The sequence below is a fragment of the Flavobacterium sp. RNTU_13 genome, from assembly GCF_046614455.1.
In the GTDB taxonomy this organism is placed as follows: Bacteria; Bacteroidota; Bacteroidia; order Flavobacteriales; family Flavobacteriaceae; genus Flavobacterium.
In genome coordinates, this window is record NZ_JBKJHB010000007.1 from 1 (window position 1) to 21,581 (window position 21,581).

At 40.2% G+C, this 21,581-nt stretch carries 26 protein-coding genes; 7 read left to right on the forward strand and 19 right to left on the reverse strand.

Translation table 11 applies throughout. The annotated features are described in order from the left end of the window. Positions 1-307: 307 nt before the first annotated feature. The 3 genes from ACLI08_RS14380 to purB all read right to left on the reverse strand — a co-directional run bounded on the left by ACLI08_RS14380 (position 308) and on the right by purB (position 4,265). Positions 308-2,179 (reverse strand): monovalent cation:proton antiporter-2 (CPA2) family protein, encoded by a 1,872-nt coding sequence (locus ACLI08_RS14380; protein ID WP_411429204.1) that lies wholly within the window; start codon positions 2,177-2,179, stop codon positions 308-310. Between the two features lie 3 nt (positions 2,180-2,182). Next, positions 2,183-2,785 (reverse strand): NAD(P)H-dependent oxidoreductase, encoded by a 603-nt coding sequence (locus ACLI08_RS14385; protein WP_411429205.1) that lies wholly within the window; start codon positions 2,783-2,785, stop codon positions 2,183-2,185. Positions 2,786-2,915: 130 nt separating this feature from the next. Beyond that, entirely contained in the window at positions 2,916-4,265 is a 1,350-nt protein-coding gene (gene purB, locus ACLI08_RS14390) for an adenylosuccinate lyase (RefSeq protein ID WP_411429206.1), read from the reverse strand. 131 nt (positions 4,266-4,396) lie between these two features. Between purB and ACLI08_RS14395 the strand changes: the two genes are divergently transcribed. Beyond that, the gene (locus ACLI08_RS14395) at positions 4,397-6,163 is read left to right on the forward strand and encodes an ATP-dependent nuclease (protein WP_411429207.1); all 1,767 of its coding nucleotides are present in this window, start codon (positions 4,397-4,399) and stop codon (positions 6,161-6,163) included. A gap of 86 nt (positions 6,164-6,249) precedes the next feature. Here ACLI08_RS14395 and ACLI08_RS14400 read toward each other — a convergent pair whose 3' ends face one another. The 4 genes from ACLI08_RS14400 to ACLI08_RS14415 form a co-directional block, all read right to left on the reverse strand. Continuing rightward, the gene (locus ACLI08_RS14400) at positions 6,250-6,468 is read right to left on the reverse strand and encodes a hypothetical protein (RefSeq protein ID WP_411429208.1); all 219 of its coding nucleotides are present in this window, start codon (positions 6,466-6,468) and stop codon (positions 6,250-6,252) included. A gap of 12 nt (positions 6,469-6,480) precedes the next feature. Continuing rightward, a complete protein-coding gene (locus ACLI08_RS14405) occupies positions 6,481-7,170 on the reverse strand; it encodes an SIR2 family NAD-dependent protein deacylase (RefSeq protein WP_411429209.1) in 690 nt (229 codons plus the stop codon). An 84-nt stretch (positions 7,171-7,254) separates the two neighbouring features. Further along, a complete protein-coding gene (locus tag ACLI08_RS14410; protein ID WP_411429210.1) occupies positions 7,255-8,040 on the reverse strand; it encodes an anti-sigma factor domain-containing protein in 786 nt (261 codons plus the stop codon). Then, entirely contained in the window at positions 8,040-8,570 is a 531-nt protein-coding gene (locus ACLI08_RS14415; protein WP_411429211.1) for an RNA polymerase sigma factor, read from the reverse strand. Before ACLI08_RS14415 ends, ACLI08_RS14410 begins: the two co-directional genes overlap by 1 nt. Positions 8,571-8,628: 58 nt before the next feature. Between ACLI08_RS14415 and ACLI08_RS14420 the strand changes: the two genes are divergently transcribed. Then, complete coding sequence (locus ACLI08_RS14420) at positions 8,629-9,300, forward strand: TrmH family RNA methyltransferase (RefSeq protein WP_411429212.1); 672 nt, start codon at positions 8,629-8,631, stop codon at positions 9,298-9,300. Here the strand turns inward: ACLI08_RS14420 and ACLI08_RS14425 are convergent. The 8 genes from ACLI08_RS14425 to ACLI08_RS14460 form a co-directional block, all read right to left on the reverse strand. After that, positions 9,297-10,058, reverse strand: coding sequence for a carboxypeptidase-like regulatory domain-containing protein (locus ACLI08_RS14425; RefSeq protein ID WP_411429213.1), 762 nt, complete (start codon positions 10,056-10,058; stop codon positions 9,297-9,299). The two genes, ACLI08_RS14420 and ACLI08_RS14425, sit on opposite strands and share 4 nt — an antisense overlap. Before the next feature lie 76 nt (positions 10,059-10,134). Then, on the reverse strand, positions 10,135-11,925 hold the full coding sequence (locus ACLI08_RS14430; protein WP_411429214.1) for a DEAD/DEAH box helicase: 1,791 nt from the start codon (positions 11,923-11,925) through the stop codon (positions 10,135-10,137). A gap of 96 nt (positions 11,926-12,021) precedes the next feature. After that, complete coding sequence (locus tag ACLI08_RS14435; protein WP_411429215.1) at positions 12,022-12,594, reverse strand: non-canonical purine NTP diphosphatase; 573 nt, start codon at positions 12,592-12,594, stop codon at positions 12,022-12,024. After that, a complete protein-coding gene (locus ACLI08_RS14440) occupies positions 12,591-13,109 on the reverse strand; it encodes a DUF4870 domain-containing protein (RefSeq protein WP_411429216.1) in 519 nt (172 codons plus the stop codon). Before ACLI08_RS14440 ends, ACLI08_RS14435 begins: the two co-directional genes overlap by 4 nt. Position 13,110: 1 nt before the next feature. Further along, complete coding sequence (locus ACLI08_RS14445; protein WP_411429217.1) at positions 13,111-13,515, reverse strand: DUF2752 domain-containing protein; 405 nt, start codon at positions 13,513-13,515, stop codon at positions 13,111-13,113. A gap of 3 nt (positions 13,516-13,518) precedes the next feature. Next, complete coding sequence (locus tag ACLI08_RS14450) at positions 13,519-13,854, reverse strand: TM2 domain-containing protein (RefSeq protein WP_411429218.1); 336 nt, start codon at positions 13,852-13,854, stop codon at positions 13,519-13,521. Between the two features lie 103 nt (positions 13,855-13,957). Next, positions 13,958-14,233, reverse strand: coding sequence for a hypothetical protein (locus tag ACLI08_RS14455; RefSeq protein ID WP_411429219.1), 276 nt, complete (start codon positions 14,231-14,233; stop codon positions 13,958-13,960). After that, a complete protein-coding gene (locus tag ACLI08_RS14460; protein ID WP_411429220.1) occupies positions 14,230-14,535 on the reverse strand; it encodes a DUF2752 domain-containing protein in 306 nt (101 codons plus the stop codon). Before ACLI08_RS14460 ends, ACLI08_RS14455 begins: the two co-directional genes overlap by 4 nt. A 164-nt stretch (positions 14,536-14,699) precedes the next feature. Here ACLI08_RS14460 and ACLI08_RS14465 point away from each other — a divergent pair, with 164 nt between their 5' ends. Continuing rightward, positions 14,700-15,965, forward strand: coding sequence for an aminotransferase class I/II-fold pyridoxal phosphate-dependent enzyme (locus tag ACLI08_RS14465; RefSeq protein ID WP_411429221.1), 1,266 nt, complete (start codon positions 14,700-14,702; stop codon positions 15,963-15,965). 110 nt (positions 15,966-16,075) lie between these two features. On the opposite strand, the gene ACLI08_RS14470 is transcribed toward ACLI08_RS14465, so the two are convergent. Then, the gene (locus ACLI08_RS14470) at positions 16,076-16,633 is read right to left on the reverse strand and encodes an acyl-CoA thioesterase (RefSeq protein ID WP_411429222.1); all 558 of its coding nucleotides are present in this window, start codon (positions 16,631-16,633) and stop codon (positions 16,076-16,078) included. 22 nt (positions 16,634-16,655) lie between these two features. Next, positions 16,656-18,056 (reverse strand): DNA recombination protein RmuC, encoded by a 1,401-nt coding sequence (locus ACLI08_RS14475; protein ID WP_411429223.1) that lies wholly within the window; start codon positions 18,054-18,056, stop codon positions 16,656-16,658. An 89-nt stretch (positions 18,057-18,145) separates the two neighbouring features. Between ACLI08_RS14475 and ACLI08_RS14480 the strand changes: the two genes are divergently transcribed. Together ACLI08_RS14480 and ACLI08_RS14485 are read left to right on the forward strand one after the other, a co-directional pair. Continuing rightward, positions 18,146-18,373 carry a hypothetical protein gene (locus ACLI08_RS14480; protein ID WP_411429224.1) on the forward strand — a complete coding sequence of 76 codons (228 nt, stop codon included), beginning with the start codon at positions 18,146-18,148 and terminating at the stop codon, positions 18,371-18,373. 75 nt (positions 18,374-18,448) lie between these two features. Next, a complete protein-coding gene (locus ACLI08_RS14485; RefSeq protein ID WP_411429225.1) occupies positions 18,449-18,820 on the forward strand; it encodes a nuclear transport factor 2 family protein in 372 nt (123 codons plus the stop codon). On the opposite strand, the gene ACLI08_RS14490 is transcribed toward ACLI08_RS14485, so the two are convergent. Further along, positions 18,817-19,602 carry a hypothetical protein gene (locus tag ACLI08_RS14490; protein WP_411429226.1) on the reverse strand — a complete coding sequence of 262 codons (786 nt, stop codon included), beginning with the start codon at positions 19,600-19,602 and terminating at the stop codon, positions 18,817-18,819. The genes ACLI08_RS14485 and ACLI08_RS14490 overlap by 4 nt on opposite strands. A 48-nt stretch (positions 19,603-19,650) precedes the next feature. Here ACLI08_RS14490 and ACLI08_RS14495 point away from each other — a divergent pair, with 48 nt between their 5' ends. Both ACLI08_RS14495 and ACLI08_RS14500 read left to right on the forward strand, forming a co-directional pair. Beyond that, positions 19,651-20,349, forward strand: a complete 699-nt coding sequence (locus ACLI08_RS14495; protein WP_411429227.1) for an HAD family hydrolase — start codon at positions 19,651-19,653, stop codon at positions 20,347-20,349. Positions 20,350-20,395: 46 nt separating this feature from the next. Further along, the gene (locus ACLI08_RS14500) at positions 20,396-20,836 is read left to right on the forward strand and encodes a DUF6526 family protein (RefSeq protein WP_411429228.1); all 441 of its coding nucleotides are present in this window, start codon (positions 20,396-20,398) and stop codon (positions 20,834-20,836) included. Here ACLI08_RS14500 and ACLI08_RS14505 read toward each other — a convergent pair whose 3' ends face one another. Beyond that, positions 20,837-21,562: a DUF434 domain-containing protein gene (locus ACLI08_RS14505; protein WP_411429229.1), complete on the reverse strand. Its 726-nt coding sequence runs from the start codon at positions 21,560-21,562 to the stop codon at positions 20,837-20,839. It abuts the gene before it with no gap. Positions 21,563-21,581: the final 19 nt, after the last annotated feature.

Here is a 21,581-nt window from a genome sequence, read left to right on the forward strand (position 1 = left end):
TATTTTTAAACACCTCCCTAAATACATCTCAAAAACATTTATTTTACAGCATAACAAACGTAAAACCAACTCAAATGAGGGTAGTTTTTCCCGGGAATCCTTGCGTGAACGATGTGAGGGGGGCGTTAATCTGGATTCTTTATAGACATTATATTCCTACTTTAAATTTCTTTAAAATAGTAAGTCTAACTAATCAATTCCAGTTGATCGTAAACAGTTATAAGTTTTACATTTTTTTGTTATAAAGTATACTTTGTTTTTTTCTAGACTAAACAGTATTAGCCATTCTTCAAAGCGTACTTAATTATTAGTTTTCATTCTCTTCTTTTCTTCTTTCGGCACTCTCCCAACTATGGTCCAATCCTCCTAGTTGTGCGTATAAATCCTGCCTTAGTAATTTTTCCTGAATTTCGATTTCCTTAAGTGTGCCTGCTATCAGCATTTGTTTATCATGGCGGTCGGTAGCCAGTCTGCGTGTGGCAGCTTCGTCATATTTTATAAAACGTTGTCCTTGTCTTGTAGCGGTATATCGCCTGTGTCCCATTTCCACGAGCGCATCTATCCCTAAGTTAACAGCACTATATAAGTTTTCACGATAGAAATCATTTATTCCCATATTTATAAGGTCGAATGCATCGTTTCGGTTTCGGGCTCGCGCAAGTATTTTCAGATGTGGGAAGTGTTTTTTTACCAGTTCTGAGACGTATAAATTGACTTGCGGATTGTCTATGGCGGCGATGAACAGTTTCGCGTTCTCACAACCTGCTGCCTGTAGTAATTCAAGTCGTGACGCGTCTCCATAGTATACTTTAAAACCCATTTTTCGTAATGAGTCCACACGGTCTGAATCCATATCTAGAATCGTTGCCGGTATTCCGTTGGCTTTAAGGAGCCGTCCAATTGTGCTTCCGAAATTACCAAATCCAGCAATTACAACTTCATTATTTTCCTCAATGTGGTCGTACTTATTCTTATTGTGCTCTTTAACGCCGAAATACGGATCTATCCATTTTTCGTTAATAAGTAATAAGAAAGGGGTGCCTACCATGCTTATGGCAATTACCGCCATCATTTGATTCGATAAATCTACAGGCATTAGGTTTAACTGTAGGGCGAATCCAAATATCACAAATCCGAACTCTCCGGCCTGGCTAAGTGCAAAACCAAATAGGAGATTTTGGTCTGAACTCTTCTTGTAGATTTTGCCTACCACAAGAAGTATTAAGAACTTTATCGAGTTGAATATTGTTGTAAAAATGATGATGAATACGGGGTCGGCCATCATAATATTAAAGTTAATCGATGCACCTACTCCAATAAAAAACAATCCCAAAAGTAAGCCTTTAAAAGGTGCTATGTCTCCTTCAAGTTCATGCCTGAATTCGCTGTTAGCAAGTACCATTCCCGCGATAAAAGCCCCGAGTGCAGGCGAGAGGCCCACCAATTGCATTATAAATGATACGCCCATTACAAGTAATAAGGCAGATGCGGTAAACATTTCTTGTAAGCGTGTTTTAGCTACAATGTGCAGTAGTGGTATGATTATATATCTTCCGCTTATGTATACAAAGCCAATTGTTCCGAATACGATAATAGTTTGTAACCAGTTTGGGTAGTTACTGATAAGTGACTGATGTATAGTATTACCAGATACATGCCCATCTGCCAGTAGCGGTATTATAGCTAAGATGGGTATTACTGCTATATCCTGAAACAGTAAAATGGCAAATGACGACCTTCCCATAGAGGTTTTTGCAAGGCCTTTCTCTTTTAGTGTTTGCATTACAATAGCCGTAGATGACAGGGTAAGTGCCACTGCTATTATAAAAGTTGTTTCCCAAGGCCAGGGCATTACTACAGAACATACAGTAAACAATACGCCAGCTGTCAAGACTAATTGTAAACTGCCCATACCCAGTATAAACTTTCGCATACGCCAAAATTTATAGGGCTCTAGTTCTAGCCCAATCAGAAATAACATCATTACTACACCAAATTCGGCAAAGTGCATTATGTCCTGCCCTTCTTGGCCTATTAAACCTAAAACATAGGGTCCGATAATTATACCTGCAAAAAGGTAGCCCAGTATAGAACTAAGCCCTAATTTTTTTGCTACAGGTACACAAATTACTGCCGCGAGCAAATATATAATTGCCTGAAAAAAGAATCCGTCTGTCATAGCTTATAGTAGTTTTGTTATAAGCCAGTCATTTAGGTAACGATGGCCGCTAAATTCCGTTAAGTCATAGTCATTCCGTTCTAAAAGTTGCAACAGGGTGCTGTAATGTTCTCCACACTGTGCCATATCCTCGGGGCTAATAAAATGTGTACCATGTACTACAAACGGGGGTAAATAGTGCATGTTACATACCGTGGCGGTTTGGCAAAATGGTTCGAGAAGTTGGCCTATAGTAAAGTGGTCTTTGCCTTGCGGCGTATAGTTTTCCTTTTTGCCACCGGTAGTTATTACCTGAAACAGGCGTTTGCCAATAAGTTCTTTTCCTTTACTTCCGTATGCCCATCCGTGTTCAAGCACAAGGTCTATCCACTGTTTTAGTAATGGGGGACAGCTGTACCAGTACATGGGGTGGTGCCAAATAATAATATCATGGCGGGACAGCAACTCCTGTTCTCTACGGATGTCAATGTCAAAATTTGGGTAATTTTCGTAAAGATCGTGAAAGGTAATGTTAGCCGAATTTGGAATGCTTTTTACAAGCACATCATTTGCGTTTGATTTTTCAAACAATGGATGTGCAAAGAGAATAAGTATTTTATTTGGCATAAAAAACCTGTTTAAATTTTATCAGCTTTATGGCGTGCTTACAATATACTAAATTGTGCCAAAAGTTTTGCAGCGGTTTTTCTGCATACGATAAAATTTAAACAGGATTTAACAGTTTTCTGCCTGTTGATTAAGGCTGTATGCCTAAATAGTTTGATGGCGTTATGCGAAGTAGCTCTTGTTTTACTTCCTCACTTACGCTAAGGGTATCTATAAAGTTATGAATCGCCTCACGATTTATTATCGTGTTAGTACGCGTAAGTTCTTTAAGTGCTTCGTACGGGTTAGGGTATGCCTCACGGCGTAATATGGTTTGTATGGCCTCAGCCACTACTGCCCAGTTCTTTTCAAGGTCTTCGGCAAATTTATCAGCGTTGAGTAGGAGTTTATTAAGTCCCTTTAAGGTAGCTTCAAAAGCAATTAGTGTATGCCCCATAGGCACACCCACATTTCTTAACACTGTACTATCGGTAAGGTCACGCTGCAGGCGAGATATGGGAAGTTTTGCCGAAAGGTGTTCAAACAAAGCGTTTGCTATACCCAGGTTACCTTCTGAGTTTTCAAAGTCGATAGGATTTACTTTATGCGGCATGGCAGATGAGCCCACCTCGCCGGCTTTGATTTTTTGTTTAAAATAGTCCATAGACACGTACGTCCATATATCGCGGTCCAAGTCTATAAGTATGGTGTTAATGCGTTTAAGGGCATCAAAAAACGCTGCAAAATGATCGTAGTGCTCAATTTGCGTGGTAGGGAAAGAGTGTTTTAATTCCAAAGTTCCTTCAACAAAGTCTGACCCGAATTTACGCCAGTCGTTTTTAGGGTAGGCTACAAAGTGGGCATTAAAATTACCGGTAGCCCCGCCAAATTTAGCCGCAAACGGAATATTGTTAAGCAGTCGAAGCTGCTCTTCAAGGCGTTCTACAAACACCAGGATTTCTTTGCCAAGGCGGGTAGGGGACGCAGGCTGTCCGTGTGTACGAGCCAACATAGGTACATCTGCCCACTCTATGCTAAGTTCTTTCAGTTTGTTTATTACATTAATGAAAAGCGGCATATATACGTCCTGAAACGCTTCTTTAGTAGAAAGCGGAATAGCCGTATTATTTATATCCTGGCTGGTAAGCCCGAAGTGGATAAACTCTTTATAAGCCTCGAGGCCAAGCTTGTCAAAAGCGGCTTTTATAAAGTATTCTACGGCTTTAACGTCGTGGTTGGTAGTTTTTTCTATTTCTTTTATCTGAAGCGCGTCTTCTGCCGTAAAGTTGGTATAGATTTCGCGTAATGCGCCATACAGGTTTTTGTCAACCCCGGCAAGTTGTGGTAAAGGCAGTTCGCATAGTGCTATAAAATATTCTATTTCTACCAGCACGCGGTACTTTATAAGTGCCTGTTCCGAAAAATAAGGGGATAACGATTGGGTTTTGCTCCTGTATCGGCCATCTATAGGCGATATGGCGTTAAGTTCAGATAGTTGCATAAATAGTGTGTTGTATTATTTATGCGCGCAAATATAAGGTTTTTAAAAGTGATAGTGAATTTTTTAAAGTTTTATTCATTAGATTATATACATTTTATTAACTTGGTTTTAACATTCCAACCCACTAACAAATGATAATAAAAGAACTAAGAGTAAGAAATTTTCGCTCTATTGTTAAAGCTGATATTGAATTAGAAAAGTTGTCAATTTTAGTCGGCCTAAATGATGTCGGTAAATCCAACGTTTTGAAAGCCTTAAATCTTTTTTTTAATGGCGAAACCGACTATGGGAAAAAATTAAGTTTTGACGATGACTATTCAAAATATGCTCCTAAAAAACAAAAAAAAGCAGAGGAGATTCATATAGAATTAGTAATACAACTTCCAGATAGTTATAGTGGAGGGAAATTAGTAAAATGGTCAAAAGTTTGGCGAAAAATAGGGCTGCAAAGTGAAGTAATGAAGTTCTTAGATGGAAAAGATTTTCCGCCTCGATCAAGAATAACAGCTTGGCTTCTCAATATAAGATATTCTTATATACCTGCTATACGTGATAATTCATATTTTTATGAACTTCTATCTAATTTACATGATTCTTTGGCTGAAACTATTGAGAATGAATTAAGGACTGCAGGAGATGAATTCATTGAAAAGATTAAAAACAATACAAAATCAATGATTTCTGAAATTAATAAAAGATTGAGTATTGATAGCCAAATTCAACTCCCTTCAAATCTTCAGTCATTGTTTAGAACTTTAGATTTTTCCACTAAAGAGGGGGAATATCAAATTTCCCTTTCTAACAGGGGAGATGGTATTAAAACTAGACATATTCCAGTTATTTTAAAGTTTATAGCTGATCAATTAAATATTAATAAGACTAGAGGCTCTGTCGCAGTAAATACTATTTGGGGGTACGAAGAGCCGGAGAATAATTTAGAAATGATAACGGCGTTTAGATTAGCTGAGGAGTTTGTTGATTATTCAAGATCTATACAAATTTTATTGACCACTTACTCGCCAGGCTTCTATACTTTAAAAGAAAATAACTTAAACGAAGTTAGACTTTATAAAGTTCAAAAGCCTAATGGTGCTGAAGCGAAAGTCTCAGAAATCAGTAATTATAAAGATTTGGATGAGGATATGGGAATTATGCCCATCATAGCCCCTTATGTAAAACAGAAAGTTGATGACATCGATAGATTACAAAACGATATTTCATTATATAAAAAGCAGATTGAAAATATACATAAAAATGTGATTTTTGTTGAAGGGAAGGATGAAGTAGTCGTCTTTTCGAAGTTGCTAATGCACTTTGGTTTGGATAAAACTGTATATGCTAGTAAAGAGGGTATGGGGTGTACAGGCGTAAAAAATCAAATTATGGCTTGGGCCTGGGTATCGGGTGTTTCTTCATACAAAGCATTTGGCATTTTTGATAATGATCAATCTGGTAATGCAGAATTAAGTAAATTAAAATCTGAAGATCAGTTTAAGGATGCGCAAAATAAAAGTAGAGTAAAGGCTATTTCTTATAAAGCTCCGCAACATCTTATTAATATAAAGTCAAAGATAGTAACTTTCCCAATCGAATTGGAAGAAATGTATCCTCCCAATATTTGGGAATATGCTGAATCAGAGGGGTTATTAGAAGAGAGAAGTATTGACGAATTAGGAGAATTTGTTAAGCTGGACAATGCTCGTCAAACTATTGAACAAAAAATTAATTCTTTTAATTTCAGTAACGATGAAATTAGATATGTGAGATATAAAGTTCCAGATAAGAATAAAGAAAAGTTGTCTACAAAAATGGTTGACGACAGATTTCTAAACTTTCGAGATAAGTTTCTGCCTCTAGAAAAATTATTTCAAGATAACGTGGTAAAATTTTTCAAGTAATTTGTTACCTGTAACAAACACTTAAATTATAGTAATACGGATTATATATCCGTGTTACTATAATTTATCTTGAGGGTTGACCGATATTAGTTAGTGTTCAACTTCCTGTTTCTCCACCCTTGCCATCTCCTTCCAACCCTAAACAACAAAAACGCAACAAAGAACAGTATAACCATTCCCACAAGCCTGCCTGCAATTGCAGCAGTTGTTTTAGCCTCAAGGGTGTTTGGTATGGTAATAAGTGTGCCAATAACAATCAGTGCGGCAAGTACTAATAATAAATAACCTATAATTTTTTTCAACATCGTAAATGTGTTTTACTGTAAAAGTTTATCCCTCAATGTTCTCATTCCTTCGCTTCCACCCATAGCAAGTACTTCTACTCTATGCTGCATATTTGGTATGGTAGCGGGGCGGGGGTCTATATAATAAATTTTAGCATCCGGCTTAGCGTAGTCTACAAGTCCGGCTGCGGGGTACACCTGCATACTGGTTCCTATTACCACAATAATATCGGCCTGGTCTACGGCTTCAGCGGCTTCTATTATTGCCGGGACCGCTTCGCCAAACCAAACGATATGTGGCCGTAGTTGTTTACCCGTTTGCGGGTGCAGTTGCCCAAGTGTAATATCTTCTTTCCAGTCAATGATTGCCTGCTCGTTTATGGTGCACCGTGCTTTAAGCAACTCCCCATGCAGGTGAATGATGTTTGAACTGCCGGCTCTTTCGTGCAGGTCGTCTACGTTCTGGGTAACTACTGTTACATCAAAATCCTTTTCTAGCTCTGCTATAATTTGGTGGGCATCGTTTGGATGAACCTCAAAAAGCTGCCTGCGTCGTTGGTTGTGAAATTCCAATACCAAAGCGGGGTTCTTGCGGAAACCTTCGAGGGTGGCAACTTCCATTACATCGTGCCCTTCCCATAAGCCGTCGGCATCCCTAAAAGTGGCTACACCACTTTCGGCGCTTACTCCGGCTCCGGACAGTATTACAAGTTTCTTTCTCATGCTTCAAATGTAATTAAAAAAATAAGGGAAGCCGAAACGCTTCCCTTTATCATTTGTAGAAATTCTACTTTCAGTACATAATTTTTAAACTTTACCCAAGGTGTACAGTTGTTCCAGTGTTGGCGATTTGCTACCACCAGCAGGCTCTAGTGTTATACCAAAGGCTTGCGGGCCGGCATAGCTGTCCATTTTAAACACGCTGCCGTTTTCGTTCTTGTTATTTATCACACCAATACTGGTAGGCGTAAGCGGATCCAGCTTAAGAGCCCACACCTGGTATACTTTACCTTCGGGGGCATCGGGCAGGCCGGAAACGTCTACGTATATCTCGCCGTTATCCTTGTTTAGGAAAACTTTAGCCGAAGCTGTTGGCGCTACCTGCTGGCCTTCCAGTTTTATAACAGTACTCTCTGTATCTCTAAGTACAGCCAGCGCCTTGTCTTTAGCGGTATTGTTTTTTTGCGACATAGCTAAGAGCTGCTCAAATTTAGAGCTTTGCTTTGTGGCGGCTTCCATAGTTTTGGTCGCTTCATTGTACATCATGTACTGGTATCCAAAGCCAATCATAAAGATAACGGCAGCTGCCCAGCCAATGTATGGTGCCAGAGTACGTTTAGGCTGTATAGGAATTACTTTTTCCTGATACTTGTCTAATAGTTTTTCGCGTATGCGCTCATAATTAGCCGATGATAATTTTGGCGAAACAGCGTATGATAAGTTAATCACGGCTTTTTCTATATCGGCAATTTCGGCGGCAATGTCGTTGTAGAGCGCGGCAAGGCGGTTTACCTCGCGGTTTTCGTCTTCATTTAAAAGGCCAAAAACGTAAAGCTCTAATATTCCTGATGATATGTATGCTGCGGTGTCCATTATGCGTTTAAAATACTCCTCAATTCATTAATACAATTCCTGTTCTGTGTTTTTACTGTTCCCAGTGGTATTTCAAGCTCTTCGCTGGCTTCCTGTTGTGTATAGCCTTTAAAAAAGAGCAGGTCTATAAGTTTAATACATTTAGGTTTTAGCTTGTTAATAAATTCTTTTATACCTATAGCATCTATGCGGTTTGTAACGCTGGTGTTATAGTCTAGTATATGTACGAAATTATCTGAAGAGAGGTTTTTTTTGCTGTTGTTGTGGCTTTTGGAGCGCAGTTTATCTATAGACGCGTTCCGGGCTATGTTTAATATCCAGGTAAAAAAGCGCCCTTTGCCGTCGTTATAAGAATCTATGTTTTTCCATATTTTTACAAATACTTCCTGCAGTAAGTCTTCGCTTTCTTCTTTGTCTTTTAATATGTTGAAAATTATACCATAAAGGCTTTTAGAGTACATATCGTACAGTGCGGTAAAGGCTTTGCTGTCTTTTTTGTAAATTTGCTCCAGTAATTCTTCCTGTGTCATGTATTGAAGGTTTGTATGAGCCTAAGTTAGGAAAGAATTTTGTAACAACAATACCCGGATGAAAAATACACACGATACTGATTATCTTAACTACCTTGAAGGATTTATTACCGAAAACAGGCGCGATGCATTCCTTAAAATCCTCGCACAACGCAGCAGGCATTTTGTGGTGGCTATAGAAGATGTATACCAGCTGCATAATACCAGTGCGGTGCTGCGTACCTGCGAAGTTTTTGGGGTACAGGAACTACACGTTGTAGAAGAAAAGTACGGTAAAAAAATAGATAAGGAAATTGCCTTAGGAGCGCAGAAGTGGGTAGATGTAGATCGCTACAATACCACAACCGAGTGTATAAATCAGTTAAAAAGCCGTGGTTATAAAATAATTGCCACATCGCCACATGCTGAGGCGGCAGACCTTGATGATTTTGATATTACCGAAAGGGCTGCTATTTTTTTTGGTACAGAAAAGAAAGGGCTTACCCAGGAAGTGCTGGATCAGGCCGATGGCTTTATAAAAATACCTATGCTTGGTTTTACCGAAAGCCTTAATATATCTTCTTCGGCTGCTATTATAATACAAAATATAAGCCAGCGCCTTCGTAAATCAAATATAAAATGGCAGCTTACAGAGGAGGAACTCCTTGAAAAGCGAATCGATTGGACCCAAAAATCTATTAAAGATATTGACTTTATAACGCAAAGATACTTGGACAGGCAAACCGTTTAATTGCGGTTTACGGCTTTGTATTCTTCATAGCATCCGCTAATGGCATCCATAATTTGCAGGTCGTTAGCAGACTTTATAAATTCTTCACTATAGTTACAGCGTTCCAGTATTTCGGCAATGTCTTCTTTAGTTACCCCTAACAATGCAGCCAGTGTTTCGCGGTCAAATTTAGAGGCAAGGGCATTTCGTACCGCATCGTCTTTTTTCATTTCGCGCAGCCTTCGCATTTCGTTCGGCTTTTTGCCAAAAACATTGTGTAGTAAATCCGTTGGGTTAAATACAGAACCTACAATCCTTTGGAAAGCGCCGGGAGCATTATCGCCGCCTTCATAACCATAGCCAAGTCCTGAAATGTTGTATCTGAAAGGCCTTTGCTGTACCGGGGCAAGCTTAGAATCTATCTGCAGGTAACCGGTAAGGTTGTATTTGTTTATAACTACCTCTTCCAGCACTTTAGCCTTTTCTACAAGGTTAATGCGTGTTTTATTAGCATTTTTTATCCAGTCATTAGTTACGCGCACTTTTACAGGCTGATAACCGATAAAAGAAATGTGCAACGTATCATTAGGAGAGGCTTCTATGGTAAAGTTACCCTTACCATCGGTAGTAGTTCCTTTAACTTTATTAATATTAATAATGTTAGCATCAATAACCGGGAGCATGGTAATATCTGAAACTACGGTACCCGAAACAGTGGTTTGGGAATAGGTGCTAATTGTAGATAGCAGGGTGATAAAAAAAACTACAAAATATCGCATTGGCTTATTATGATTTGTAAAAGTAATAAACAAACGCGACATTTTGTAGTTAGTATACAATTAGTAAGAAATATTTTTAGCTGCGGCGTGGTTTTTTATCACGGAATGAATCTCCACGGCGTGGCGGACGGGCACTGCTGCTGTCCTTCCTTGGTCCAGATCCGCTCCTGAAACCATCGCTACGACGCTCGCCTCTTGGGCTTCCGCCACCAAAACCACCACTGCGGCCGTTATGGTCGCGACGGCTGTTGTTACGGCCTCCGTCATTTTTAGATATTTCCACGTTCAGCCTGCGGCCCTCTAGGTGCATGCTGTTCAGGGTTTCAAGTATTGTTTCTGCATGAGAAGCATCGGCATTAAAGAAAGAGAATCCTTCTTTAACATCCACTTTAAAGATATCATCACGGCCCAGTCCGAGGGTGTCGCGAAGGAAATCTTTAAGGCTCATCCAGTCAAAATCATCACGGGAACCTATGTTTACAAAGAAACGTACTGCTCCGTCTCCGCCTGGTGTAAAATCGCCTTCTTTGCGGTCTCTTGATTTTGTAGCAGAAATGTCTTTGTTTTTCTTATAGTAGTTAAGGAAACGGTTAAACTCAACAGAAACCATTTTCTTAATAAGCTCTTCTTTGCTAAGGTCTTTCATAACCTCATAAATCGCCGGAAGGTATGCGTCTATTTCATGGTCAACATCTACGTCATGTATTTTGTTAGCCAGGTGAAGCAGCTGTATTTCGCATATTTCTATACCCGAAGGGATTGCTTTTTCTTCAAACTTCTGTTTGATTACCTTCTCAATAGCGTTGATTTTACGAAGCTCTGTTTTTGTAATGATTACAATAGATGTACCAGACCTGCCTGCACGGCCTGTACGGCCACTACGGTGGTTGTAGGTTTCTATATCATCGGGTAGCTGGTAGTTTACAACGTGTGTTATGTTATCTACGTCTATACCACGTGCAGCTACGTCTGTAGCTACAAGCATTTGTATCTGCCTGCCACGGAATGATTTCATTACTGCGTCGCGCTGCGCCTGGCTAAGGTCCCCGTGTAGCGCTGCAGCGTTGTACCCATCTTCAATTAGTTTTTCGGCTACTGCCTGAGTATCCCTTTTGGTACGGCAAAATACTACCGAGAAAATGTCTGGGTTAGCATCGGCAATACGTTTAAGTGCCTCGTAGCGGTCGCGTGCGTTCACAAGGTAAAACTCGTGCGCTACAGTGCTAGATCCCTGGTTTTTGTGGCCTACGGTAATTTCAAGTGGTTTACGCATAAACTCGCGTGCTATACGCGCCACTTCCTGAGGCATGGTAGCACTAAAAAGCCATGTGCTTTTTTCGTCTGGTGTTGTAGAAAGGATAGATACGATATCGTCGTAAAAACCCATGTTAAGCATTTCATCTGCTTCGTCCAGAACACAGAAATTAATCTCACGGATGTTAACCATACCGCGGTTAATCATATCCTGCATACGCCCCGGAGTAGCTACAATTATCTGCGCGCCTCTTTTAATATCGCGTGCCTGGTCGTTAATGCTGGCTCCACCGTATACTGCTACAGTGTGCAGCCCTTTAACGTATTTAGAGTACAGCTTAATCTCATTTGTAATCTGTAGGCACAGTTCGCGCGTTGGCGATAGTATAAGCGCCTGTGTACTGCGGTTTTCAGGATCTATTTTCTGGATAAGCGGAAATCCAAAGGCTGCAGTTTTGCCGGTACCGGTTTGTGCAAGTGCTACAATGTCGGTATCTTTTTCCAATAGTAGGGGTATGGCTTTTTCCTGTACTTCAGACGGGTTTTCAAAACCCAGGTCGTTAATCGCCTTTACAAGTGGCTCGCTTAGCCCCAATAGTTCGAATTTGTTCATATAAATTTAATAAGCCGCAAAGGTACGGTTTATTAACCATAATTACTAATGGCTTTTGTAGATTTATTTTTATGCTAATATTTGTATATCAGCGGGTTATTTTTTCAGGAAGTCTATAAGTTGTTTTACGGCCCGGCCGCGGTGGCCTAGTTGTGCTTTTTGGTCAAGCGAAATTTGCGCAAATGTAACCTCCAAACCCTCAGGCTTAAACAGGGGGTCGTAGCCGAAACCTTTGTCTCCCGCTTTTTCGGTAGTTATAGTACCGTTTACAATCCCGGTAAACAAGTGCTGCTGCCCGTTAAGATTAAGGGCGATTACGGTTTTAAAGTTGGCTTTACGGTTTTTGTTTCCGGCTAGTTCGGTAAGCAACTTATCCATGTTGGCATTAGCATCTTTAGCTTCGCCGGCATAGCGCGCGCTATATACACCCGGAGCGCCATTAAGGGCGTCTACTTCAAGCCCGGTATCATCTGCAAAACAGTTGTAGCCGTATTTTTCAGTTACGTAATTCGCTTTTAATATGGCATTACCTTCTATGGTGTATGCGGTTTCGGGGATTTCTTCGGTGCAACCAATATCTTCAAGACTCAGTAGTTCAATCTCTGAAGGTAACTGATGGCGGATTTCCTGAATTTTATTTTTGTTGTTAGAGGCAAATACTAGTTTCATTTAAATTGCTGGATTTTGTTTTCCTTACTGCAAAGTAAATCAGTAAGGCGTGCAATTCCAAAGAAACGGATATTTTTACCTTTTCTAACTTCGGTAGCGGTAACTATAATGGCTATAAATTCGAAAAGGTTGATGAAAACAATAAAACAAATATAAGCCCAGTAGCCCACGGTTGCCTCGTTAAGAAAGGTGAGTTGAGATTTTAGTTCGGTATAATACTCTGGCTGGTCTATAAAATCAGGCCCGCTTTGTACCTTAGAAAATATTATGCGTAGCGTCCAGGCAAGGGCTATACTGTTAAACGGCATAAGCATAACCTGTGCTAAAAGCGCTTGTAAAGAATGCCAGCGTACGTAGTAAGTGTTTTTTCTTTGTGCTAAAAAGTATAGCAAAGAAGCTATGGTATTTACAATGGGTAGAGGTACGCCGCTAATAATACCTATTATAGACATTAGATAGGCATTACTTGCCGGCTCGTGTTCGTATGGCTGTACTTCTATAGTTTTTACTTGCATTTTAAAGGTCTTTAAAGATATTCCACACCCAGTTAGATAAAACAAGAAGTATAAGTATGGCGATAATCCATTTAGATGAAATTACTTTTTCTGCAGCTCTGTACCGGTTGTAAAACGTAGTTTTTTGTGTCACTGCATCATACAACAGCCAAAAGGGAAGTGTAAGCATAAAAAATGCTATAAGATAGCCTAACGGATTTGTAAGTGCCGCCTGTGTAATTTTTCCTTCAGTAAGGAGTATAACAGCACGTGTGCTCCCGCAGGATGGACAGGCTATACCTGTAATGTTTTTAAACACACAAACTGTTCCTGTGCTGGGATTGTCTTTATGATATAGAGTCCATCCTACATAAACATAAGAAGCAATGAGTAATGTTGTTACATACAGGTATAGCCGTTTAGCCATTTGTTATAAATACAGCTGTATTTTTTCAAGATTTTTCTGGCGTGTAGCATCCTGTATAAGGAACCAGTCTACAATAGCCCAGATACCACAACCACCAGCTGTAAGCAGTTTACCTACCCCAAGGCCGGTATCGCCTATCATAAAACGGTCTATTCCAAGTCCTCCTGCTAGGATAGATATGATTAGCATGGTAGAAGGCTCTTTAAGATCGGCGCTGTTTATCATTGCCCATTTAGAATCATCCGCAGCAAGAAGCCTTTCGCGGATAAAATTGATTTGAGATGGCTGGAAAAATTTCGCATTGGCCATCATGTACATGTCTACTTTTTGAGAATCCATAATTGTGAATTATATTTAAATTGGTTGTAAAAAATGTAAAAATAATAATTTATACCAATGTTGGTTGGTTATACAGTTTTGTTTATTAACATTTTTTTAAATGTTAGATAATGCCGCCTCCTATAACAAGCCTTAAAGATGACAATGCCAGCGCTATACCGCACAGTAATGCTCCGGTAGGAAATGGTTTCTGGTAACCTTTTAAAGGGTCGTAACTTGTTTGTGGCAGTTCTGAGTTGTTGTAATCTACAAGGCCAAGAATTAATCCTAGTAGTGCCAGGGGTATGTTAAACCAGTTAAACCAGCCAAGGCATGGCACAAAGCCTATCAGCATACCCACCAGTGCTGTTATACCTATTATTAAACTTGCTAATTTCATATTCGTTTCAGTTTGGTTATTAAACGTTTTAAGATTAAAAGGCTATTGGCCACAATGATAATCCAAAGCATAAAGGCTATTTTGTTAAACGCCCAGGCCCTGTGTATTTTTAAATCGCCCATGGCCATAAAGCTGCGCGTGCTGCCGCACATAATGCACGGTTTTCCAAAATTTTTTACCGAATAACAATGGGGGACACTGGCTGTTACTACATCTTCGGGGAGTAAGGCTGTGTAAAGTACCGCAAGTAGGGCAATAACAGAGTAAATAACCCAAACATATTTAAAGGCGGTTTTCCACATAAGGAGGTCGGTTTTCTTAATGGATTGCCAAATATATATTTATTTTTTATTTTTTGCTAAAACGGTTAATAATTAGTTTTTTCTGCATTAAAAATTATTATGACAAAACTAATATTATGGTTACTTTTGGTGCGTTTTTTAAACACCAATGTAAATTTTTCATTATGGTAAAAGATTTGTTTGAAAGGATACAAAAAAATAAAGGCCCTCTTGGCAAATGGGCTTCACAGGCAGAAGGTTACTACGTGTTCCCTAAGCTGGAAGGTCCGCTGGGTAACCGCATGATGTTTCACGGTAAAAAGGTAATAAACTGGAGTATTAACGATTATCTTGGTTTGGCTACCCACCCGGAGGTGCTTAAAGCTGATGCAGAAGCTGCTGCCGAGTATGGCGCTGCTTACCCTATGGGTGCCCGTATGATGAGCGGACACACCAGTCTGCACGAACAGCTGGAGCAGGAGCTTGCAGCATTTGTAGGCAAGGAGTCGGCATACCTTTTAAACTTTGGTTACCAGGGTATGGTAAGTACCATAGATGCGCTGGTTAGTAAAAATGATGTTATTGTATATGATGTAGACAGCCACGCTTGTATTATAGACGGCGTGCGCCTGCACATGGGTAAGCGTTTTACTTACAAGCATAATGATATTGAAAGTATTGAGAAAAACCTTGAGCGCGCCAGGAATATGGCCGAAACTACCGGCGGAGGTATACTGCTGATTACCGAAGGTGTTTTTGGTATGCGTGGACAGCAGGGTAAACTAAAAGAAATAGTAGCCCTTAAGGAAAAATATAATTTCCGACTGTTAGTAGACGATGCTCACGGTTTTGGTACGCTGGGTAAAACCGGTGCCGGAGCAGGCGAAGAGCAGGAGTGCCAGGATGGTATAGATGTGTACTTTTCTACATTTGCAAAGTCAATGGCGGGTATAGGCGCGTTTATCGCAGCAGATAAGGATGTTATAGACTTCCTTAAATATAACCTGCGCTCGCAGATGTTTGCGAAGGCACTGCCAATGATTTTTGTAAAAGGTGCGCTAAAGCGCCTTGAGATGCTACGTAGCATGCCTGAACTTAAAGATAAGCTTTGGGAAAATGTAGATTATCTTCAAAACGGACTTAAAGAGCGCGGTTTCAATATTGGAGACACCAATACATGTGTAACGCCGGTATATCTGGAAGGTAGTATACCTGAAGCTATGGTTATGGTTAATGACCTTAGGGAAAATTACAGCATATTCCTTAGTATTGTGGTTTACCCGGTAATTCCTAAAGGTATTATACTGCTTAGGATGATACCTACGGCATCGCACACAAAGCAAGATATAGACGAAACACTATCTGCATACGAAGCAATACGTGAAAAGCTGGAAAACGGCACCTATAAAAAGATAGCTGAAGCTACTACGGTAGACGTTTCTGCTGAGTAGTACTGTGCTTAATGAATAAAAAAATGGATACCACAACTGGTATCCATTTTTTTATTTTAGTACCTCCTGAACAAACAGTAAGCAGATAAGCTTATTGATGTTAACGAAGATTATTTTTGCTTATCCAGTTGTAGGCGTACACGATAGTCTTTTAGGTTTTGCAGCGCGGTTTCAGAAGTATGGTCAAAGGTTTCCTCATGCAGCGTGCGTTCTTTTTTCAGGCTTATACGTTTTAGGGCGTTACAAAAACGTCTTACTTCGGTTAAGTTGTTTAGCTCTATTGCGGGTACCTGAACCGTTTTTCCTGATGCATCTTTAGCAACCATAGTAAAGTAAGACGAATTACAGTGCTTTACCACGCCGGTTTGTATGTTTTCAGATGTAACACGTATGCCTACCACCATAGAGCTGTTTCCTACATAATTTACGGAAGCCTTCATGGTAACCAACTCGCCCACTTCTATCGGGTTAAGAAAGTCTACCGTATCTACACTTGCAGTAACACAATAGCTGCCACTATAGCGGGACGCCGAGGCAAAGGCTATCTGGTCCATAAGCATAAGAATGTAGCCACCATGAATTTTGCCGCTGAAGTTTTGGTGCGACGGCAGCATAAGTTCTGATATCGTGATTCTTGATTCGCTGGCTTTACGGTACTGTGGCTCCATAGTATATTGTTAGGGTTGTAATTTAGTTTAGGGCAGTGGGTGTGTCGTTATTGTCTAAAAGTTCTTCGTCTTCCCGGTTCATGGCGCGGCTAAGGATATTTTCGGGAAGCGACTTTTTAGCTTTAGCTCCCATTTTTTTCAGTTTTTCTATGGTAACAATCATGTTACCCCGGCCTTCAAACAATTTGCCCATTGCATTTTGATATTCCGCCTGTGCGTCGCGCATTTTATTACCCACCTTTGTAAGGTCATTTATAAAGCCTTCAAATTTGTCATAAAGCGCGCCTGCCTGGCGGGCAATTTCGTAAGCGTTTTCCTGTTGCTTTTGGTTCGTCCACATACTGTCTATAGTGCGTAGGGTGGCCAGTAGGGTACTTGGGGTAACAATAACAATGTTACGCTCAAAAGCTTTGTTGTATAAGGTAGCATCTTCGTTTAAGGCTATGGCAAACGCCGGCTCTATGGGGATAAATAGTAATACAAAATCAGGGCTTTCCATTTGGTATAGGTCGTGGTAGCTCTTGGCGCTTAGCTGGTCTACGTGACGGCGTATTGAGTTTACGTGCTCTTTTAAATGTACAAGCTTTAGCGGATCATCTTCTTCGTTTACATAGCGCTCATACGCCACTAACGATACTTTGCTGTCTACCACCATCTTTTTACCATCGGGCAGGCTTATAACCACATCGGGGATTACGCGGCTGCCGTCTTCCAGCTGGTGGCTTTGCTGTACAAAATATTCCCGGTCTTTTTCAAGGCCTGATTTCTCCAATACTCGTTCCAGGATAAGCTCTCCCCAGTTACCCTGCATTTTAGTGTCGCCTTTAAGGGCGCGGGTAAGGTTAAGCGTTTCGCGACTCATGGCTTCGTTCATTTCGCGTAGCCCAAGAATCTGCTGGCGCAGCGCAGCGTGGTAGTCAATGCTTTCTTTGTGGGTGTCTTCCACTTTCTTTTCAAAAAGATGAATTTTTTCCTGAAGCGGAGACAGTATGTTCTTCAGGTTTTCGCGGTTTTGCTCGGTAAACTTATTCGATTTTTCTTCCAGAATCTTATTAGCCAGGTTCTCAAATTCCTTGGTGAATTTCTCCCTTAGTTCATCGGTTTCCTGACGCTGTTCGCGCATACGTTCCACGAGGTTATCATAGTCGGTTTCCGACTTTGTAAGTTGTATGGCTAGGGAATCTTTTTCCCTGCGGATGGCATCGCGTTCGGCATTAACCTGTACGAGTTGTTTTTCAACCAATTGTTTTTCGTTAGCCGACTGCGTTTTTAGCTGGTCTATAAGTTGTAACTGGCTCAGGTTGCGCTCTTCTAAAACTTTTTGGTCTGCTGCTGCTTTAGACGCAGATAGCTGTTTTCCAATAAAAATTCCTATGGACAGGGCAATGATAAAGACGACAATTATAATAATGGTTTCGGGCATTTGTGGTAGTATGTTTGTAAAATGTAAAAGTACATAAAAATATTTCGTCAATACAGCCGTTTTCTATTCAAAACCAATCCAAATTACCTATGAAGAAACTATTATTCATCATTCCTTTATTCGTTTTTTCATTTTCCAGCGTGCAGGACAAAGCTGTAATAGAGTGGCTTAACGTTAATGCTATCCCAATTGAAGATGCCATCCCAACGACACCGCCCACTGCCTTTGCAGCCAATGTGCCCCAAAAGTTTAAAGATGCACGTATATTTTTAATGGTAACCTTATTTTTTGTAGTTATCGGTTTTTTGTTTGGGTAGTAAAATATTAAACCTTTATTAAAGCTAAATCATTAAGGCAGAAATTTCTTAAATTAGTGGAGCAAAATTACCACTATGGAAACCAAACAAATCATTGAGCAGTACGAAGACAGGCTCATAGCTGCTATGAAAAGCAGCAACGTAGACGAACTCATAACGTTACTGGCAGATTCACTTGTATTTACCAATCAAAACGGGCATCTTGTTACCAAGGCTGACGATATAGCCATACACGAGGGCGGGAAGCTGGAAATATATAGTATAGAAACCAGTGCCAGGCTTATATACACGTATGATGATGTGGCAGTGGTAAGTGTAGTTCAGGATTTGGGCGGCGCGGTAGATGGGCACACCTATGCGGGTATTTATCGTTATACCAGGATTTGGAAACAATTTGCAGACGGATGGAAGGTTATTGCAGGCCACACCAGCCAGATAATCAATTAACGCCAAGCACCACTTCGCGAGGTGTGCGAAACGGGTGGGAGTAACTGGTTATGAATCATTTCGTAGGCGATAAGGCATATTATCCACTGCTTTTCTTCTTCGCTAAGATTGTCCTCCAGTGTCTCCACAATGTTAAAAGCCGCTTTTCGGTTTGACGATAATTCTGAAAAAAGGTTTAGTGTTTTTGTTATACCTGCCTCACTGTAGTTTAAAGAGGCTACAGGCCTGCCGTTCATTACAATTTCAAAATTCTTTTTAAGGATACGCACGTAGCCTACACGTTTTCTGTTGGCGTCGTATATTGTTTTAGCGCCATCAATGTAACCAAAGGTGCGGCCGTTTAGCTCTATTTTTTTGTCTACCTTATATACTTCTATGTAAAATGACAGGTTACTGCTCTTTAGTACTATACGTTCGTTTGTATAAATTCCTCTGTGTACAGCACTAAATGCTAAAACAGGTTGCCCGTACTGAGAATAGATACATCCCTCAGATCTAATGGAGAATCCTTTAGAATAGCTACACCTAATGTCGTTAACAATTTGGTTGGGAGACGATAGAGGCGCTAATGACGGTAAAACACTATTTACATAATGCTCTAGTTTTAGTCGTTCGTTTTGCAGTTCCGGGTTGCTAAGTTTGCGGGTCGATTTTTTTATGATCCACCCTATTAGTATTGCAAAGGGACCAAAGACAAAGACTATGAATAAAAAGAAAAAAATAGACCCTATACCCATGGTTGGTTTTTTAGCTAATGTAAGGAAATTTCGCTTGTATACCATAAATGGCGGCTAATTGTGTATTTTTATGTTTACTTAACCAATTAATGTATGGATTTAAAAGTTATAGCGTTTGACGCAGACGATACCCTATTTATAAACGAACCATTTTTTGAGGAAACCGAAAAAGCGTTTTGCGTGCTTATGGAAGACTACCTGAGCCACAAAAGCATAAGCCAGGAAGTGTATCTTAACCAGATTAAAAACCTTCCGTTGTATGGTTATGGTATAAAGGCATATATACTTAGTATGATAGAAACGGCGATTAAAATATCGCACGGTACACTATCTACAAAACACATAGAGCGTATTTTAGATCTTGGTAAAGAACTGCTGCAAAAACCGGTGGAGCTTATAGCCGGGGTAGAGGAGACGCTACAGGCACTACACCAAAGCGGGCGTTACAAACTGGTGGTTGCCACCAAAGGCGACCTTAAAGATCAGCAGCGTAAGTTGCACGACAGTGGTCTGGGCCCATATTTCCACCACATAGAGGTTATGGCCGATAAAGAGGTTATTAATTATGAAAAGCTTCTTAAACGCCTGGAAATAGAACCACAACATTTTATGATGATAGGTAATTCGCTAAAAAGCGATGTATTGCCTGTTTTGGAAATTGGGGGGTATGCCTGTCATGTGCCTTTTCATACTACCTGGGCGTTTGAGCGCGTAGATCATGAAGTGCGTCACCCTAATTTCAGGGCGTTTAAAGATATAAGGGACGTATTAAAGCTACTTCCGGAATTGTAATACTTATTATAAAATTATTGAATACCTAATAAAAACAAAGTAACTAATGTCTCAGCAACAAAATTACAATAACCACATACGATTTTATCCGCCGCACCATTTTGTCTTTTACCCTGTAATGCTCTTGTTAATGGGGTATTGTGGTTACAAGGCCTTTACAGATGATAGTCTAAAAGAAGTGTGGGTAGTTTTAGGCTTGGCATTTTTTGCAGTTACCTGGCTGGGTTTTTTGCTGAGGCAGCATTATGCGCTTACATTGCAGAACCGTGTTGTAATTAATGAGCTTCGTTACCGTTATTTTGTGCTTACCGGTAAGCGCCTTGAGGAAATAGAACCGCTACTTACCGAGGGACAGCTTTTTGCGTTGCGATTTGCTCCGGACTCAGAATTTGTAGGGCTTTTAAACCGTGCTGTTTCAGAGAAACTTTCGGCAGATGCAATTAAGCGTGCTATACAACACTGGCAAGGCGATTACCGAAGGGTGTAATTAAGGTACTATAATGTTGGCGTTAATCTTCTGAACTTTGTGGTTTTCAATAATGTTGGCCGTGAGGTTAAACCATTTTTTACATTCGTTTAAAATCCATGCATCTGAAGAGCAAACAATACCGTTACATTCGGCAAGGTATTTATCTGGAGAATTTTCAAGGATTGCATCCCAGTTGAAATTATGTGCTGCCGCTACCTCGTAGCACATTGTTTTCATTTTACCACTGTTAGAAACGGGTTTGTCAAATACCCAGGTTATTTTGCCCGCTCCCGCCTCTAAAAACAGCTTGCCTACAGTTGTTAAAACCTGTTCTGTTTGTAAAACACGCTTGTACGTACCGTGAACTGACGATATATCTCTGTAGCAGCCGTCTTGTCCTTTAAATATATAGGCACCCGAAAAAAAACTTTCAAGCACAATAATAATATTGAAACCATCAAGAAAAATTTCCTTACCGGCAATATGATTTTCGGCTACCTGCTTTTCAATCCGGTTTAACACTTCGGCTTCTGCGCAGGCCATTCCCTGTAGTGCGGTTAATTGCCTTGATCTCAGTTTATACCTTCCCGCGGCTAGAGCTAAAGAAGATTTAATGGTATACCCTCTTGTAAGCAGATAATTTAAGTCTTTCAGTGCCTCTCTTAATTTGTTTATTTGCTTTTCATTGCTAAAGAGAGCATCGTCCTCTGCTGTTTTACCTCGGTTTCGTTTTGTGTGTTCCATGTCTCAAATGTACAAATTT